Below are 16,976 nucleotides of genomic sequence, written 5' to 3'. Positions count from 1 at the left end.
GGAATGAATGTGCGGCTGCATGAGGTCACTCGATCCTGTAGCCCGCGGCGTACAGGGCCTTGCCCAGTTCGTCCAGCTGCTTGTCGGGGTGGTCGAGCCAGTCCTGCAACCGTGTGTCGGCCTCGCCGAAGGCACTTTTCTCGATCCAGTTTTCGACTTCGTCGTCCGATGCGCGCCATAGGATGACTTCGATCAGGACGGAAAGAAGAATGCCCCAGGGGCCAAGCATCATGCCCAGAATGCGCATGGCGCCGAATTCCGCGAGCGCGGTGCACATCGCCGCCGCGCCGGCGATGCGGGCGCTGAAGGTCGCCGCCACATACAGGCTAGCGCTGGCCTGCATGATGTCCACGCCGAGCTTGCACCAGAGCACCGCCCTTCGCACCCCCATCTCGCTTTCCTTCTGCAGGTTGCCGACGTCGTTCCAAACGGCAAAACCCGAGGCGATGCCCGCAAAGATGCCGGAGCCCACCTTGTATCGGCAATATGCGGCCGAAGAAAACGGCACGTGCACCTTGTCGACCAATTCGCGCGCCCGTGCCACCTGCGCGGCCACGTCGAATGTGCATTGCGCAATGACCGACGTGCAGGCCAGTATCTGGCGGTTCAGGACCCAGTTGTCCAGTCCCTCCTGGCGCGCGATGTTCAGCAGATACATGAGGCGAAAGAACTCGGCACTGCCGACGATGACAGACAGGCCCGCGCCGCGAGACGTCAGTTCCTTTTGCCGCTCTGCGCCAGCGTTGACGGAGGTGTTCTTCATGCCATGCCACGCGGCGGATTCGCGCAGTGCCCTGCTGAGCTTGTTGTTGATTCGCGTGTTCTCGATCAGGCGGTCGTGCTCGGTCTTCAGGCCGAAAATCGTGTTCTTCTTCAATGCCTCATCGATGAATGGATCGCTGCACCGTCCGTCGAGCAGATAGCGATAGATGATGTTCGCGCCGAGCTTGTCTACCCTGCGGTTGAAGCCGATCCACTTGAAGAGCATGTAGTCGCGCCCCCACCATTTGGTGCTGTGCCCGCGCCGACCGCCGCCGCCCAGCGTCTCCCAGGCCTCGAAGCGCTGCGCATTGACCTTGGGCTGCACAGGCTTGACCTTGGTGCCAGTCTTGGGCACGGTGATGCGCTGATCCCCCTTGTCCTCCGCTGACCAGGTGTTGGACACATGGATGCCGATCTGCGCCCGGTAAAGGTTGAGCGGCGCCTTCATGTGCTGCGTCCAGGGGTTGACCTTGCTCACATCGTCGAAGTCGGTGTCGCGGTGCTCATAGGCGGCCTTGAGCACCGACGTGACATGCACCTCCTCCTGCTTGAGGCCACAACTCAGAAGCCGCACGAGCAGGTTCTTCTTGCCGTCTATCTTCAGTTCCGCCCATTGCGCATAGAGTGCCATGCCGTCATCGCTGGCGTCGATCCCTTCGAGCAGGCATTCGAGCACCTCGGCGCACGCGAGGCATTCGGCACCGACATCGGGGTCGTAGTCGTCCAGCACCGGGTAAAGCCCTTCGTACTGCAGCCATCTGGCCAACACCTTGCAACGCTCGTCGACCAGGCTCTTCTGGTCGTCGATGAAAGCCTTGTAATTGATCTTGAAGGCATTGAACCGGGTCCAGTCGACCTCCTGGAAGTAATCCGCCGTGTCGTGAAAGTCGGACCATGACCAGATGCGGTCGTCCAGCACTTTCGTCATCAGCGGGCCGGGACGGCTCGCCTCCTGCAACGCCGAAGCATCCGACTGCTCGACGATGTAGTGCGTCTCCGGCTCGCTGGTCGAGATGCCATCGTAGGTGTAGTCGCCTCCGCCGATCGTCACAGTCCTGGTCTTGGCGTCCGCTGCCAGATAAGGCTTGCGCTGCGCGTATTCAGTCTCGGTCATCGGCTCGCGGCTTTTCTGGATGACCCGGTTCTTGTACGAACCATCTTTCTTCGCGTCGTACATCTTGGCGCCGAGCAGACCGCCGCGCCTTGCCTCTTCGAGCGCATCCCGCGGCGACTGGATCACGTGGTAGTCGGTGCGCGCTTCTTCCCTCACGTACTGCATACCGGTCTTCGCTTCATAGCCATAGACGACCGGCACGTCGACGGGTTCGACGTGCGCGTTGGGCCCGAGCTTGCGCTGGTCGAGCTCCTTTTTCGTCAGTTGCCTGTTGCTTTCCTTGTATGCCACCGTCGCGGGCAACTCCTCGATGGCATAGGCGGCCTGGACTTCCGCGCGCCGCTGCGTTTCGTACTGCATGCGGAAGGACTGGAGCTGGTTGAGGCAGCCGTTCAACTCGTAGGCCACGCCCAGCGGATCGTCGAGCGCCAGCAAAATGCCGGGGTGCGTCTTGCTGCGCTGGGACATGGGCTGCAGGTAGTTGGCGACGATGCTCTTGGACCAGTCGCTGCCTTGGTCCGTGGGTGTCTCGAACGAGTTGTTGGCGTACTTCCTCGTATCTGTCTCGACATTCGTGTATCGAAACACCGAAGCGAAGACCGAGTGCCATCTGCGCAGCACATTGGCATCGTGCAAGCCGCAGAGCTTGGGATCCTTGGAGATGCCGCTTCGCGAGTGCGGAGTCAACTCATGAAAAGGGGTGGTGGTCTTCGCCTGCGGGACGATCTCCTCGCGAAGATCGATCTGCGCCCACACGTTCTCCAAGATCCGGTAGTTGACCTCGGGGCAGTACTCCAGCACCTTCTTGATTTCGAACAGGCTGGCATTGGCCCACCCTGCACCCGCCGACCCTTCGCCGTTTTCGGCGTGGATCCGCTGGGGATTGATCCGCTTCATCCGGCTCGCCGGGTCGCCTTCGATCCGGCGCCGTGTCGCAGTGCTCCAGGGATGCTCGCTGAACGCGAGGTAGGCCTCGGTGCATTCCTCGGGCTGCGGAATGGTGATGTAGCCCAGCTTCGTCTGAGGGGCGCCGCCGCAGCGCGAGCACGGCGTCTTGCCCTCCTCCTCGATGCTGAGCGGCGACTTGGGCAGCCCTGGTTCGCTCAGCGAAAACGTACCGGAATGGTTGACGGTGTAGACCTCCCATTGGCCGCGCACGCCATAGATGGTCGTGCGCGCACTGGGGTAATGCACGTACAGATAGCCGCCGCGCATCACTCGCAACCCCGGCTGCGCGTTATCGCCGAAGTTCTCGCCCTGCCACTTGCAATCGGCCCACGGCGGCATCTGCAGGATTGGTGGGAGTTCGTCCCATTGGATCTTCGACTCGTCGCCCACGTTCCGGTCCACCATAAATCTCTTGGGCAACAGCGTCTGCCGCACCGGCAGTACGGCGAGTCCGGTGGCAAGACATTGGGAGCAGAGGGGATCAGCCATGGTCGATTCGCTCAGTTATGGGGAGTCGCGACAGCGCGGTGTCGTGGAACGTCTTCATGGCGTCGAAAGCAACCGTGACTTGCGCGTCCGCGTCGTCGATGCCGGAGCGGCGGGCGTGCCGCAAGGCAGCCAGCGCGCGATCGCGCAACGCATCCAGACCGCCGGCGTCCTGCGCGCCGTCGCCGGCATCGGAATTCTCGCAATGGGTCAGCCAATCACGCATCGCCGTGTTGAACGACGTCACCGCATCGATCTCGTCCCACTGTTCATCCTGCAACTCCAACGACGCCCAGTGGGAACCGGCGGTGGTCGGGATGGTTGGCACCGGCGCCTCCAGTTGCATGTGCAGCGCCATCAATTCGGCGTTCGGCTTGAGCAGCCACCAGTGTTGGGAGGCACGCATCCACGCTCGCCGCTGGGTCGCGTGGAGAGCCGGCCATACCGTCCAGAGCACGGCGGGGTCGTGCAGGCGCACCAGCGTTCGATGCCCAGCGGTCCGCCGCTGGACCAGCAGCCGCGCCATGTTGGCGGCGGCGGCGGCGCCGTCGACGGCGGACACCCAGCCGCAAACGCGCCGTCCACGCCCGTGCATGAGCTCGGACGGCAGCAACTCGCTCAACGCATGCTCCAAGGTCTGCTGGATCAGAGTCCGACCCGCCTCCGTGGTCAGGTCGGCGCCGAGCCAGAGCGGGCAGTTCCGCGAAGTCATCTCATAGCCGGAAATGGCGGGCTGATGACATGCATGCGCCAGGCTGATCCATTGGTCGGTGAACACGTCCACGCCTTCCGGGCAGAACGTCGGATCGACCACCACCCACAGCCTCATGGCCGCGTCTTCCTGGATCTGGCTCAGGAAGTCGTTGATCGTTCGATCCACAATGTCGCTGTTCATCGTTACGTTCAACCTGTCGTCACAGCGAGACCGTACCGGCTTGCGCCGCGGCGGCGCTTTGCGCCTTGAGGATGCAGCCCTTGTAGTCGCCTTGGGGCAGGCCGCTGCTGGCCTGCGTTGCCTGCGGCCCCACGAAGTTGTGCATCCCCCTGAACGTCACCTTCCCCGGCGCATGGATCTTGATGCTCGAGCCTTCCAGCTTGATGTACGCCCCGGCGCTGGTCAGCAGCACGTGTTTGGGTGCTTCGACATCGACGTTCTTCGTCGTACTGGCGATCGTCACCTTCTTGTCGGCGGCGATCTTGGTCGCGCCCTTCTGGCTCTGCAGCGTCACGCTGCCGCTGGCTGCGTGCAGCGTGATGCCGCGCTCCTGATTGGGCTCGGCGCCTTCTGCAGCCTTGGCACCCAGGGTGTAGATGCTCACCCCCTTGGCCACGCTGACCGCGATCTGCCCCTGAGCGGGCAGGTCGATGTCCTGGTTGGCGACGATGGCGGTGTTTCTTGCCGCTGACGGCAATCGCCTCCTTCGGCGTGACGAAGCCGATGCCCATCGGCGCGCTGAACTGCAGGTGCGGCTCGCTGTAGGCGGTGACGCTGCCTTGGCCACCTTCGGTGGCCTTGATGTCGCCGCCGCTGCCGTTTGCTTCGCTTGCCGTTGCGCTGCCTTCCTGCGTCGCCCCGAGCACCTCTGCCACGTGCTTGAGCGCCTCGATGGCGGGCAGCTTGTCCGGTGCCTCTTCGCCCTTGATCTGCGCCTTCTGCGTCTGCGCGCTCTTGGCCAGCGAGGTCGCGAGTTCTTCGGCCTGCTTCGTCTGCTGCTGCGCCTCGCGGCTGGCCATGAACGCACCCTTGGCGTTCTGCTGGGCGTGGGCGCTCACGAGCAGGCCTGCACCTGCGCGGATCGCACCCTGCGCGGTCGTGGCGAGTTCTGCTCCATGCCCCCGCGCCTTGCCGCGCGCGTTGTCGTCCTGCTGCTTGTGATGCCCCAGGTGCAGCCGGCTCTGCGCCTGCGTTGTCGCCAGGCTCGCGCTGCCCTGCCCGGGCGTGTCGTCGAAGACGAGTTGGTTGTAGCCGCCGTCGCCGCCCTGGCTCGCACTCAGCTCCTGGGTCTTGATGCCCGAGAACACAGCGTTGTGCGCATGCTCCTTGGCGTCCTTGCCCTCGCCCGCGAACCACGCTGGCGCATTGCCGGTCGATTGGGCCGCACCCGCAGACTTCTCGTTGTGCTGGGCATCGATCTGCCCAGCACCGTTGTAGAGGGCCGCAACGACGACGGGGCGGTCGATGTCGCCATGGTGGAATTCGACCAGCACCTCCTGCCCCACGCGCGGCAGGGTGACCTGGCCCCAGTTGTCGCCGGCCGCGCTGGCGGCCACGCGGACCCAGGCGCCCAATCGATCCGCCGCAGGGGCGTTGTCCTGTCCGTCGGGGCGGGGCTGTCTTGCGCTGGCGCTGCTGCCGCGCTGCCAGTGGAACTGCACCTTGACGCGGTGGTCGCGGTCGGTGTGCACGGGGGCGTTCTCGCCCGTGCCGATGACGATGGCGCTCTGGCTGCCGTGCACGCTGGGCTTGAGGTGGATGCGCTGGCCGTGGCCGTCGATGCTCAGCGGGCGATAGGGAATGGCCGCGCGCACTGTCGTGAAGTCGTTGCGGTAGTGAGTGACGGTGTCGGGCTTGGCTGCGGCATTGCCGCTGTCCTCCGATGCATCGAACACGCTGGCGATGTCGGGCAGTCCGAGCCGCTCACCGACACCGGCCTTCAAGGCTTCGTCGAAGTTGTTGCGCGCGATGTGGCGCACGGCCAGCACCGCGAAGCGGCGGTCCTCTTCGCTGTCCTTGTCATGCTGCTCGTGGCCGGTCAGGGTGAAGGTGGTGGCAGGTGCCAGCGTGCGCACGGCGCTCTGGCCTTCGAAGCGCTTGTTGCGCAGTTCGAGGGCTTGCAGGGCGTTGGACAGGAGGCGTTCGCCCTGCGCGGAGGTCTCCCAACCGTAGGCACCGGGGTCGTCGCTCCATTGCAGGGTGCGGTGGCCTGCGCCGCGGCTTTGCTGCTGCACGGGCCTCGCGCTCACGCTCTTGTAGTCCCAGCTTTGCTGCGCCAGGCTGTTGGTCTGCAGCTGGCGGCTGCCTCGCCATTGCTGGATGGTGTCTTCGCGCTCGCTCGCATCGGCGCGGTGGAAGCGGATAGTGGCTTGCGTGTTCGCGCGGAAGGCGCCGTTGTGGTCCGCGATGACGAGGGTGTGGCTACCGAGGCTGCCGTCCTTGCCTGTCGCATGTTCGAACCAGTAGTACAGGCCTTCTTCGGCCAGCAGCCGCGAAACAAAATCGAAGTCGCTCTCGTGGTACTGCGTGGTGATGCCGCGCACGGGATAGATGTCGCGCTGGGCAATCTCCCAGCGCCATTGCACGGCCAGCTTGCCCTGGCTTTGATACCGCGCGAACACGGCATCGACGATGTCGAACACGCTCTGGTGCTGGAAGAGGCAGCTGTCCTGGCGGTGGCGCAGGAATGCGAGCCAAGGTTCGATGACGATGCGATAACGGGCCATGCCGCCATTGCTCGAGATGCACTCGGCCTCGGTCACGTGGCCGTGGAAGGGGCGGAGGTCAGTGCGGCTCTGTGCGGTCTGCAGATCGAGGCGCACGCCTTGGCCCATGAGGGTCTTGAGTTCGATGTTCGCGTCGTCACTCAACGCGGTGAGTTCGAAGCGGAAGCCGCCATCGTCCAAAGACTCCACACCGTCCAGGCGTTCGGCCAACAGCTTGTTGGCACCCAGCGGCGTGTGCAGCACCAGCAGGCGATCCTGCTGCGTCGCACCCGCACGCATCTGCGCGCCGAGCGAAGCCGAATTGAAGTCCGTCATGTCTCTGGTTCTCCCTTTGACCCGAACCGCCGCAGCGCCTAGGTGATCCTGTAGCGGAACTCGCCGCTCTTGGCGCAGCTGGCCTTGATCTTCGCGAGCGGCGTCTCGTCCGCCATGCGAGTGAGCACCGCTTCCGCGATCTCGGGCAAGAGCGTGCCGTTCAGGATGTGATCGACGTTGCGCGCGCCCGAATCGACCTCGGTGCAGCGCGCAAGCACGGCTTCCACCAGCGCGTCGTCCCACTCGAACACCGCCTTGTGATTGGTCGCGATGCGGTCGCGGATGCGGCCGAGCTTCAGCGCGATGATCTGCTCGAGCACCGCATCGGTGATCGGATAGAACGGCGCCACTTTCATGCGGCCGAGGAAGGCCGGCTTGAAGGCCTTCATGAGCACGGGGCGCAGCGCCTCGGCCAGCGCGTCGGGTGCGGGGCGCTCGTCGTCGGCCTTGTTCAGGCACGCCTGCATGATCTGCGACGAACCGATGTTCGAGGTGAGGATGATCAGCGTGTTGCGAAAGTCGATCTCGCGCCCCTCGGCGTCGTCCATCATCCCTTTGTCGAACACCTGGAAGAACATCTCCAGCACGTCGGGGTGCGCCTTCTCGACTTCGTCGAGCAGCACGACGCTGTAGGGCTGGCGGCGCACGGCTTCGGTCAGCACGCCGCCTTCGCCATAGCCCACGTAGCCGGGCGGCGAGCCCTTCAGGCCCGAGACGCTGTGCGCCTCCTGGTACTCGCTCATGTTGATGGTGATGAGCTTCTTCTCGCCGCCGTAGAGGATGTCGGCGAGCGCCAGCGCGGTCTCGGTCTTGCCGACGCCCGAGGGGCCGACGAACATGAACACGCCGCGCGGCTTGTTGGGGTCTTCCAGGCGCGCGCTCGCGGTGCGCACGCGCTGGGCCACGGCGGCGAGCGCGTGGTCCTGGCCGATCACGCGTTCGGCCAGCAGCGTGTCCAGGGCGCGCACGGTCTTGATCTCGTCCTTGACCATGCGGCCCAGCGGCACGCCGGTCCAGGCCGAGACGATCTCGGCGACGACGTGCCCGTCGACCTGCAGCGGCACCATCGGCGTGGTGCCTTGCAGGGCGCGCAGTTCGGCGAGCAGGGCGTCGAGCTGGTCGCGTTGGGGGTCCGCACTGGTCGCGGATTTCTTGCGGCTCGCGGCACGTGCGGGTGCCTTCTCTGCGGGTGCAGCCTCGGGCTGTGCAGCCGACTCGTCGCGTTGCGCACGCAGCGCGCGGATGCGTTCGACCAGCGCGGTCTCTTCGGTCAGGCGCTGCTGGCTCGCAGCAAGCTCGGCCTGCAGCGCGCTCTTCCTTTCCGCCAGTTCGGCGAGTCGCACTTCATGGCGTCCGCCAGCCGCGGTGTCGCGCACCAGCGCAGCGCTCTCGGCCTCGATGCGTTCGAGGCCGCGGTTCGCTTCCTCGATGAGTGCCGGCGTCGCGCTCTGGCCGAGCGCCACTTTCGCGCACGCGGTGTCGAGCACGCTCACCGCCTTGTCGGGCAACTGGCGTCCACTGATGTAGCGATGCGACAGGCGCACCGCCTCGGTGATCGCTTCGTCGAGCACGCGGATGTTGAAGTGCTTCTCCATCAGCGGCACCATGCCGCGCAGCATGGCGGCAGCCAGCGTTTCGCTGGGCTCTTCGACCTTCACGACCTGGAAGCGCCGCGCGAGCGCCGCGTCCTTCTCGAAGTATTTCTTGTACTCGCCCCAGGTGGTGGCGGCGATGGTGCGCAGCTCGCCGCGTGCGAGCGCGGGCTTGAGCAGGTTGGCCGCGTCGCTCTGCCCGGCCTGGCCGCCCGCGCCGATCATGGTGTGGGCCTCGTCGATGAAGAGCACGATCGGATGCGGGCTCTTCTTCACTTCTGCGATCACGTTCTTCAGGCGGTTCTCGAACTCGCCCTTCACGCTCGCGCCGGCCTGCAGCAGGCCCATGTCCAGCGTGTGCAGCGCCACGGCGCGCAGCGACTCGGGCACGTCCTGCGCCGCGATGCGCAACGCCAACCCCTCGACCACCGCCGTTTTTCCGACGCCGGCCTCGCCTGTGAGGATGGGGTTGTTCTGGCGCCGGCGCATCAGGATGTCGATGACCTGGCGGATCTCGGTGTCGCGGCCGATCACCGGGTCGAGCGCACCGTCTTTCGCGCGCTGCGTGAGGTTGGTGGTGAACTGGTCGAGCGCGGGTGTCTTGCCCGGCACGCCCGCGGCCAACGCATCGGCCGGCGCTTGCTGCGCATCGCCTTCGGTGGCCGCACCGCCCGAGGCGCCGGCTTCGGCCGCTTCGCTCGAACCGTCGGTGAGCTTGTCGAAGTCGTGCTTCAAATCTTCGAGGCGGATCTTCGCGAAGAGCGGCGAGCCGCGCTGCGCGAGTTGCGCGAGGTCGGGCTCGGTCAAGAGCGCGAGCAGCAGGTGGCCCGAGCGGATCTGCGCCACGTGCGCATCGAGCGAGGCGAGCAGCCACGCCTGCTGGAACAGTTGCTGCAGGTGCTGCGAGAACACCGGCGTGCGCGTGTTGCCGTTCTTGAAGGTCTGGATCTCGCGCTCCAGGTCCGACTGGATCGCGGTTGCGCTGATGCGGTTGGCGCGCAGCACGCGCGCGAGGTCGTTGTCGGTCTGCTCCAGCAGCGCCAGGAACAGGTGCTCCAGGTCCACTTCGTAATGGCCGTTGGCCAGGCACAGGTTGGCCGCGCGCTGCGTGGCCATGCGTGCGCTGCCGTTGAGCTTGGTGATCAGTGTTTTCAGCGATGTGCTCATGAACGGTGGTTGTCTTCTGTCGGTCTTCTTCGTTGAAAGGTCGCTGCCAGTTGCTGCTGCACTACTGCAGGGGCTGGAGTTCGTACTGGGTGTCGCTGCGGTCGCTCTCGGCCTCGCCGGTGGCAATGAAGCTGTCCCACCCGAGGTGGCTGCCGCCGTCGTCGCTCAGCTGCACGGCGGCGACTTCCTCGCGAGCCAGGATCAGGCGCACCTCGTACTCGCAGGTCACGCCAGCGAGCAGCGCCAGCATTTTTTCGAGCGCCTTCGCATGCGCGCGGCCCGGAAAGAATTCGCGCAGCGCGCTGCGCTTGAGCGGGCCGATCCACAGGCGGATGCGCAGGTCGCGCTGCCAGATGCGCTCGCCCGCCATCGCGTTCTGCCCGAGGCTCACATTGCCCTCGCCCAGGCGCGAGCGCTGCTGCACGGGCATGTCGTACCACTTGCCCAGGAACTGCTCGATGCGGATGTTGCTGCGGAAGTAATCGGACAGCACGCGCTGCAGATAAGCCGCCGACATCGGCCGATGCCGCACCGCCGCGGCGTAGCCGGCCACGGTTTCGTCGAACACCGTGCCCGTGCCGTCGGTGAGCGGATCGCGCTGGGCCGTGTGCTCCAGCCCCGCCATCGACAGCAGCACCGGAAGGTAGGCGCGGCTGCGCTCGTGCTCGTAGTGCAGCGGCAGGCGGTACTTGCGCCAGGCCGCATAGAAGAGCGCGGTCGCGCGGTTGGTGAACACGTCGAGGAACGCGCGCGCCGAGCTGTCGCGCAGGTGTTGCTCCCGGCGCATCAGCATCTCGGTGTAGACGATGGGCAATGCGCCCGACACGCCGAGCATGCCGAAGGAGGCGGGCGTGAGCTCGATGCGGCCGAGGCCATGCGCGTCTTCGCCCTGCACGGGCGGCTCGCACAGTTCGGCGCTCGACACCAATTGGCCCACCGCATCGCGCACCGCCAGCGCCTCGATCTCGCTGGGTGGAAAGGTGAGGCTCGTCGAGCTGCGAAAGCGCAGCCAGCGCGGCACCATGCGCTCGCCGGGCACAAGGCGATGGTGCACGTCGCGCTCCTGCCGCTTGAGCAGCACGAGCTCGAGCAGCCGCACCGCCTGGAAGAATTCGAAGCGGTACGGTTCGCGCAGCAGCCGGTCGGCTACAGCAGGATCGATTCGCCGCTGCGGGGTTTGCATCGCACCAGCTCCTCCTTGTCGCGCGCCGAAACGATCACCAACTGGGTGAAGCTGTTCAGGTGCACATAGAGACCGAAGAAATGATCCATCACGCGCGCAAAGGCCTGCAGGCTGCTGCCGACGAAGCCGGCCTCGTCGACCGTGAGCTTGAGTTCGATGCCGCGCACGAAGGTGGCGAAGGGCTTGCCTGGCAGCCACTGCGTGGTGGCCTGCTGGTCGATGCCGGTGATGGCCTCGATCTGCCGCGCCGACACGGCGGATCGGCCGAGGTCGTACAGGCGCAGCATCTCCTTGAGCGCCGGCAATCCGCTGGTGGCCAGCGACAGGTGGTTGAGCGACAGGTGCGACACCAGCCGCCACTGCACGCCCTTGCCGCGCGGCATGCGCAGCGTCTGCGTCGGGCGGCGCAGCATGCGGATCGAGCGCGCCACCGAGTTGCCCTCGATGAAGAGGTCGCCGCCCGGCAGGCCGAAGGCCAGCGAATGCGGCAGGTCGCGGTTGGTGCAGGTGAGGTCGATGCTCAGCGTTTCCGTTTGCGGCAGCGAAGGCTGGAAATCGATGTCGACGATCGAGAGCTCGGTCTCGTAGCCCGGGCTGCGCTGCGCCACCAGCTCGTTGCGCCGCGCGAACCAGTAGTGCTCGGCCTCCTTCGGATGCTCGCCGTGGTGCAGCGAATAGAAGGGCCGGAATTCGATGTAGGCATCGCCGTCGGCGGTCTGCTTCACGAGCTTGACCGAGTCGATGCTGTAGACCTCAAAGCCGAAGGCCCGGCGCGCATCGGCCACCACCGGGTATGCGGCCGCGGCGTGCGTCACGCGGATCGGATCGCTGCGCTGCTTGAAGAGGTTGATGACGGGCGTGCAGCCCAGGCGCAGGTTGCGGCTGGACACGCCTTCGAGCAAACGCGCCGTGGGCGAATCGGCGCGCACGCCGGTCATCACGAGGTGCAGCGTGATCGCGCGGCAAGAGCCGATGTGGCGCAGCGCGTTCGCCAGGTCGATGTCGACGAAGTTGAACTTCTCGGGGAACGCGAAGTACTCGCTCAACAAGCGATAGGCCGGGTGCGAACGCGGCGGCAGTTCGATGAGCGCATGGGCCTCGTCGAAGCCGACCGGATGCAGCGCCTCGCCCTGCACCTGCGTCCATTTGCCGCTGCGCTCGGGCTCCACGAAAACGGCGGCCGTCTTCAGGAAGATCACATCGGCCAGCGCGGTGGCGAGCGAGGGCTCGGCATCGATGAAGGTGCGCAGGCGCGCCATGGTGAGCGCGAGCGTGCCGAGCGATTTCTGCTCGCCGGTGGCTTCGAGGGTGACCGAGAGGCAGCCCGTGGCGTTGCGCGGCAGCGAGGCATGCGCGGGCGCATTCACCACCGAATGGAACACCACGTTGGACACCTGCACGGCTGCCAGCGTCACGTCGTAGACGCTGCGGAAACGGCACGCGCCGCCGCGCACCGGCTGCGAGGTGAGCTCGGTCCCGCGCGCGATGGTGACGGGCTTGCTCAGCTTCGCGAGCGCCGCGCCGCCGGCATCGAACTGCGCGATGGAGCACGAAGGAAAGGGCCGCAGATAGTGCGGATACAGCACCTCGAGCAGCGCTTCGGTGAGCTCGGGGTAGTCGTCGTCCAGCTTCTTGCTGATGCGGGCGGTGAGCAGCGCGAACGACTGGATCATCCGCTCGACGTGCGGGTCCTCGCTGCTGTCGGCGGAGATGGCCAGGCGCGCCGCGATCTTCGGGTAACCCTTGGCGAACTCTTGCGAGTAGCCGCGCAGGAAGGCGAGCTCTCGTTCGTAGAAGGGCAGCAATTCATCCATGGCGTGGCGCTTCAGGCAGAGCGGCTTTTGCCGGTGCCGCGTGTGATCGAGTACTGCAGCGTCGTGGGCTGCAGCATCGCGTCGAAGTTCACCGGTTCGGCAAGCTCGGGCAGCACGAGCAGGGCGGTGATTCCGAAATAGAGCATGTTGGTGCTGGTCTGGCCGTCGACCTCGAGCGTCACGACGACGTCGCGCAGCCGCGACTCGTGGCGGGCAATGGCCTGCTCCAGCGAGCGGCAGATGAACGAGCGGTCGTAGTGGCTCGCGAGGCTCAGGCCCGAGAAGTCGCTCAGGCCGTAGGTCATGACGGAACGACGGCACTCGGGAAACGACTCGAGCTTCGCGTCGTTGAAGACCATGCGCGTGTTGAGCAGGGATTCGAGATCGCGCGCGACCATGTTCTTGACTTCTTCGAGCGACAGGTGCCTGAGCACCGGCGAAGCCGGCCCGCGCCAGTCGTCATCGAAGAGTTTGTCGAGCAAGCCCGGTTCGAATCCATTCATGGGTCTCTCGCCTCGTGCTTTGGATATCGGGCATGGGCGCCGCGCGTGATGGGCGGCGCCAAAAAGAAACCGCGGCCCTCGCGCCGCGGTCGACATGGCCCGAAGGGCGTCAGACCGAGTAGGTCTTGTCGTTCTTGGTGAGGCTCCAGGCGCCTTGCGAATTGCCGCCCTGGTTGCCGCCGATTTTTTGCTGCGTGTACTTCCACTGCACGGCGGCGTACTTCAGCGAGAAGGTCTCGCTCGGCACGCTGGCCACGTCGGTGCTCACGACCTTCGGGTTCACGCTGGCGATCAGCACGTACTTGAGCTTGATCTCCATGTACTGCACGCGCTTGCCTTCGCCGTCGGCGCGATAGAACTGCACCGTCACCTCGTCGAAGGTGGTGCCGCCCGACGCGTGCTGATACAGCAGCGGGCTCACCACGTCCATGTCCTTGGTGAAGATCATTTCGCCGTGCTCGCAGCGCTCGGCGGTATGGCCGCCGGCGGTCGATGCAGTGGCCGAACGCGGCTGCACGATGCTGTGCTGCCAGGAGCTGACCTCGACCCAGTCCTTGTGGTCCTTGTCCTGCGACTCGCCGTTGATGGCCGGGCTGCCGAACTTGACGTAGATATCCTTCATGTTTCTTCCCCTTCTTGATTGATTGGCTGATTGACTGACAGTTAACGTGTTGATGCGCAGCCCCTCGGCCACGCTTCCGATCCGCCTCTTCTTACTTATTCACTGACTTCGGCAGATCGGCGACCAAGCGCAGTGAAATCGACAGTTCATCCAGTTGAAAGTGCGGCCGCAGGAAGGCGACCGCACGGTAGACACCAGGTCGGCCAGGCACTTCGCCCACCTGGATGGCCGCTTCCCGCAGCGGGAATTGCGCTTTCTGTTCCTGCGTCGCGTTGTCGTCGAGCAGCACGTACTGCGCGATCCAGCGGTTGAGGAACTGTTCGACGTTGTGTGCCGAGGCAAAGCTGCCGATCTTGTCGCGCATCATCGCCTTGAGGTAATGCGCGATGCGGGACACGGAGAAGATGTACTGCAGCTGCGCCGAGAGCACCGCGTTGGCGTTGGCGCTGTCGGTGTTGTACTTCTTGGGCTTCTGCAGCGACTGCGCGCCGAAGAAGGCGGCGTAGTCGGAGTTCTTGCAGTGCACGAGCGGAATGAAGCCCAGGTCGCTCAGTTCCTTCTCGCGCCGGTCGGTGATGGCGATCTCGGTCGGGCACTTGAGAGCGATCTCGCCCTCGTCGGTCTTGAAGGTGTGCGTGGGCAGGTCTTCGACCAGGCCGCCGCCTTCCACGCCGCGGATCGCGGCGCACCAGCCGAAGTCGTCGAACGCGGCCGTGAGACGCGTGGCAAAAGCCCAGGCGGCGTTGCACCAGAGGTACTTGGAATGGTCGGTGCCATCGACGTCTTCCACGAAATTGAAGCTGTCGACCACCGTGCCTTCGCGCGGGTGGTAGGGCAGCCGGCCGAGGAAGCGCGGCAGCGTGAGGCCCACGTAGCGCGAGTCTTCCGAATCGCGGAACGACTTCCACTTGGCGTATTCGACGGTGTCGAACACCTTGGCCATGTCGCGCGGCTTGCCCAGGTCGTCGAAGCTTTCCAGGCCCAGCAGCTCGGGCGACGCGGCGCCGATGAAGGGCGCGTGGGCCGCGGCGGCCACGTGCGCCATCTGGTCGAGGAAGTACATGTCTTCCGGCTGGCGCGTGACGGCGAAGTCGCCGACCAGCGCGCCGAAGGGCGCGCCGCCGAAGGTGCCGAATTCTTCTTCGTAGACCTTCTTGAACATCGCGCTCTGGTCGAACTCGACGGCGGCCTTGAAGTCGCGGATCAGGTCGCGCTTGGTGGCGTTGATGACCTTGATCTTGAGCATCGTGCCGGTGGGCGTTTCCTTCACGAGGTACTCGAGGCCGCGCCAGGTGCTCTCGAGCTTCTGGAACTCGGGCGCGTGCATCACGGCGCTCAGTTGCGCGGAAATGAGCGCATCCAGGTCGGCCACGCGGGCGTCGATCATGGCCGAGACGTTGTCGGAGACGATCACCGAGCCTTCCAGCACCTGGCTGACCAGTTCGCCGATGAGGTCCTTGGCGCGGGTGTGCTCGGCGTCGGACTTGGCGACCTTGCTCTTCTCGACGATCTGGTCGAGCAGGTCGACCGAAGCTTCAGGCGAGGCGGCACCGCTCGATGCCGAAAGTGCTTGCGCAGTCATGTTCAGCTTCCGTCCTTCTTGCCGGCGCCCTGCCCCAGGCGCTGGAGTTGCTCGGTGTTGTTCAGCACGTCGGCCAGCAGGTCTTCGAGCTTGCTGTTGCCGGCCATCTTGTTGCGCAGGTCCGCCAGCTTGGTGCGCGCTTCGAGCAGGCGCTTGAGCGGCTCGATCTGGTCGACCACGGCCTCGGGCGAGAAGGCGTCCATCGAATTGAAGGTGAGGTCGACAGCGAAGGTGCCGCCGCGCTCGTCGAGCTTGTTCTCCACCTGGTACGCCGCGCGCGGGGCCAGGCCCTTCATGACGTCGTCCAGGTTGTCGCGGTCGACATTGACGAACTTGCGGTCCTTCAGCTTGGGCTGCTCGACCTCGGACTGGCCAGCCAGGTCGGCGACCACGCCAACGACGAAAGGCAATTCCTTTTTCTCGATGGCATCACCGAGTTCCACGTCGTACGTGAGTTGCACGCGCGGCGGGCGCACTTTCTGCAGGCGCTTTTGCACACTCTGTCTTTTGGTCGCCATGACTTCAATACCTTCCAAATAGGACTGCGAGACGAATTACTACTTTTGTGCGTCTTTAATACGGGAGCGCACGCAATTCAATTAATACTTTGGTTTAGAAAACCAATTCAATGCGCCAAAAAGATTTACTTGAGCGCGTCAAACGGATTGGCGCTTCCACCCGCGCGCGGCGCAGCGGCAGGTGCGGGTGCCGGACGCGCCGCAGGTGCCGGGCGTGCCGCAGCAACCGGGGTGGGCTGCGAAACAGTCGATGTCGAGGCCGACGGTGCTGGCGCAGGAGCCGGATTGCTGGCCACGGGACGGCGCACAGGCGGCTTGGCGTCGGAGCCGGTAGGCACCAGCACGGAAAGGCCGAGGGTTTCGCGCAGCAGCGCGGCGAGCCGGTAGGCGTCGGCGTTGACGTCGCCGCTCAGGGTGTTGTCCTTGCCCAGGTCCTCGATGGAGCGGGCTGCCAGACGCAGGCCGCCCACGGCGGTGATGCTCTTGGCCTGACGGCTGGAGGGGTCGCGGCGCAGCGTTTCCTCGGCGGATGAGATGGCGAGGCTGTAGCGGCCTTCGTTGAAGTAGATCTGCGCGATGCGCGACCACGGCTCACCGCGGGTCGGGTTGTCGGTGGCGATCTTCTGATACTGGCGGATGGCTGCGGACTTGTCGCCGGTGGCTGCGGCTGCAGCGGCGTCGGCTTCCGCCAGGCTCTTGTTGAAGGCCTCGGCGGATTGCGCCACCGCGGCGTCTGGTGTGGTGGTGCAGCCCGACAAGAAGCTGGTGGCGGCGATGGCACCAGCAATCATCGTGCAAGTCATGTACTTTCGAATCAACACAATCCCTCCGCTTGGATCTGACTTTTTTTGGCGGGCCGCAATGATTCAATACGTTGCGGCCAGTGGACAATACACGATACTACATATTGGTTTCCGTTTGAATAACTA

11 protein-coding genes and 1 pseudogene are annotated in these 16,976 nt (G+C 65.2%); all 12 read right to left on the bottom strand.

Annotated elements, in window-relative coordinates; all coding sequences use genetic code 11:
- Positions 1-25 precede the first annotated feature (25 nt).
- The 12 genes and pseudogenes from QF040_RS27490 to QF040_RS27435 all read right to left on the bottom strand — a co-directional run bounded on the left by QF040_RS27490 (position 26) and on the right by QF040_RS27435 (position 16,838).
- Positions 26-3,313: a T6SS effector BTH_I2691 family protein gene (locus QF040_RS27490; protein ID WP_429613620.1), complete on the bottom strand. Its 3,288-nt coding sequence runs from the start codon at positions 3,311-3,313 to the stop codon at positions 26-28.
- Positions 3,306-4,205 (bottom strand): hypothetical protein, encoded by a 900-nt coding sequence (locus QF040_RS27485; RefSeq protein WP_429613619.1) that lies wholly within the window; start codon positions 4,203-4,205, stop codon positions 3,306-3,308. The genes QF040_RS27490 and QF040_RS27485 overlap by 8 nt, the downstream gene beginning before the upstream one ends.
- A 19-nt stretch (positions 4,206-4,224) precedes the next feature.
- Positions 4,225-4,812: a DUF2345 domain-containing protein gene (locus QF040_RS27480; protein ID WP_429614699.1), complete on the bottom strand. Its 588-nt coding sequence runs from the start codon at positions 4,810-4,812 to the stop codon at positions 4,225-4,227.
- Positions 4,813-5,032: 220 nt separating this feature from the next.
- Positions 5,033-7,030: pseudogene (locus QF040_RS27475) on the bottom strand (type VI secretion system Vgr family protein); the annotation flags it as partial.
- Positions 7,031-7,104: 74 nt separating this feature from the next.
- Entirely contained in the window at positions 7,105-9,825 is a 2,721-nt protein-coding gene (tssH, locus tag QF040_RS27470; RefSeq protein WP_429613618.1) for a type VI secretion system ATPase TssH, read from the bottom strand.
- A 61-nt stretch (positions 9,826-9,886) separates the two neighbouring features.
- Positions 9,887-11,008, bottom strand: a complete 1,122-nt coding sequence (tssG, locus tag QF040_RS27465; protein ID WP_429613617.1) for a type VI secretion system baseplate subunit TssG — start codon at positions 11,006-11,008, stop codon at positions 9,887-9,889.
- A complete protein-coding gene (tssF, locus tag QF040_RS27460; protein ID WP_429613616.1) occupies positions 10,972-12,822 on the bottom strand; it encodes a type VI secretion system baseplate subunit TssF in 1,851 nt (616 codons plus the stop codon). Before tssF ends, tssG begins: the two co-directional genes overlap by 37 nt.
- An 11-nt stretch (positions 12,823-12,833) precedes the next feature.
- The gene (gene tssE, locus QF040_RS27455) at positions 12,834-13,325 is read right to left on the bottom strand and encodes a type VI secretion system baseplate subunit TssE (RefSeq protein ID WP_013543887.1); all 492 of its coding nucleotides are present in this window, start codon (positions 13,323-13,325) and stop codon (positions 12,834-12,836) included.
- A 109-nt stretch (positions 13,326-13,434) separates the two neighbouring features.
- Positions 13,435-13,947, bottom strand: coding sequence for an Hcp family type VI secretion system effector (locus QF040_RS27450; protein ID WP_176661952.1), 513 nt, complete (start codon positions 13,945-13,947; stop codon positions 13,435-13,437).
- 91 nt (positions 13,948-14,038) lie between these two features.
- Entirely contained in the window at positions 14,039-15,529 is a 1,491-nt protein-coding gene (tssC, locus tag QF040_RS27445) for a type VI secretion system contractile sheath large subunit (RefSeq protein WP_429613615.1), read from the bottom strand.
- 2 nt (positions 15,530-15,531) lie between these two features.
- Positions 15,532-16,047, bottom strand: a complete 516-nt coding sequence (gene tssB / locus QF040_RS27440; protein ID WP_429613614.1) for a type VI secretion system contractile sheath small subunit — start codon at positions 16,045-16,047, stop codon at positions 15,532-15,534.
- 125 nt (positions 16,048-16,172) lie between these two features.
- Positions 16,173-16,838: a hypothetical protein gene (locus QF040_RS27435; RefSeq protein ID WP_429613613.1), complete on the bottom strand. Its 666-nt coding sequence runs from the start codon at positions 16,836-16,838 to the stop codon at positions 16,173-16,175.
- Positions 16,839-16,976 lie beyond the last annotated feature (138 nt).

Origin of the sequence: Variovorax sp. W2I14 (genome assembly GCF_050435205.1) — a bacterium.
In the GTDB taxonomy this organism is placed as follows: domain Bacteria; phylum Pseudomonadota; class Gammaproteobacteria; order Burkholderiales; family Burkholderiaceae_C; genus Variovorax; species Variovorax paradoxus_C.
The sequence above is the reverse complement of the archived record's forward strand: the minus strand, read 5'-3'. Positions and strand labels throughout refer to the sequence as shown.

Bases quoted from the DNA above. Each gene is read 5' to 3' on its own strand.
- QF040_RS27490 (WP_429613620.1), bottom strand. From the start codon at position 3,313: ATGGCTGATCCCCTCTGCTCCCAATGTCTTGCCACCGGACTCGCCGTA.
- QF040_RS27485 (WP_429613619.1), bottom strand. From the start codon at position 4,205: ATGAACAGCGACATTGTGGATCGAACGATCAACGACTTCCTGAGCCAG.
- tssH (WP_429613618.1), bottom strand. From the start codon at position 9,825: ATGAGCACATCGCTGAAAACACTGATCACCAAGCTCAACGGCAGCGCA.
- tssG (WP_429613617.1), bottom strand. From the start codon at position 11,008: ATGCAAACCCCGCAGCGGCGAATCGATCCTGCTGTAGCCGACCGGCTG.
- tssF (WP_429613616.1), bottom strand. From the start codon at position 12,822: ATGGATGAATTGCTGCCCTTCTACGAACGAGAGCTCGCCTTCCTGCGC.
- tssE (WP_013543887.1), bottom strand. From the start codon at position 13,325: ATGAATGGATTCGAACCGGGCTTGCTCGACAAACTCTTCGATGACGAC.
- QF040_RS27450 (WP_176661952.1), bottom strand. From the start codon at position 13,947: ATGAAGGATATCTACGTCAAGTTCGGCAGCCCGGCCATCAACGGCGAG.
- tssC (WP_429613615.1), bottom strand. From the start codon at position 15,529: ATGACTGCGCAAGCACTTTCGGCATCGAGCGGTGCCGCCTCGCCTGAA.
- tssB (WP_429613614.1), bottom strand. From the start codon at position 16,047: ATGGCGACCAAAAGACAGAGTGTGCAAAAGCGCCTGCAGAAAGTGCGC.
- QF040_RS27435 (WP_429613613.1), bottom strand. From the start codon at position 16,838: ATGATTGCTGGTGCCATCGCCGCCACCAGCTTCTTGTCGGGCTGCACC.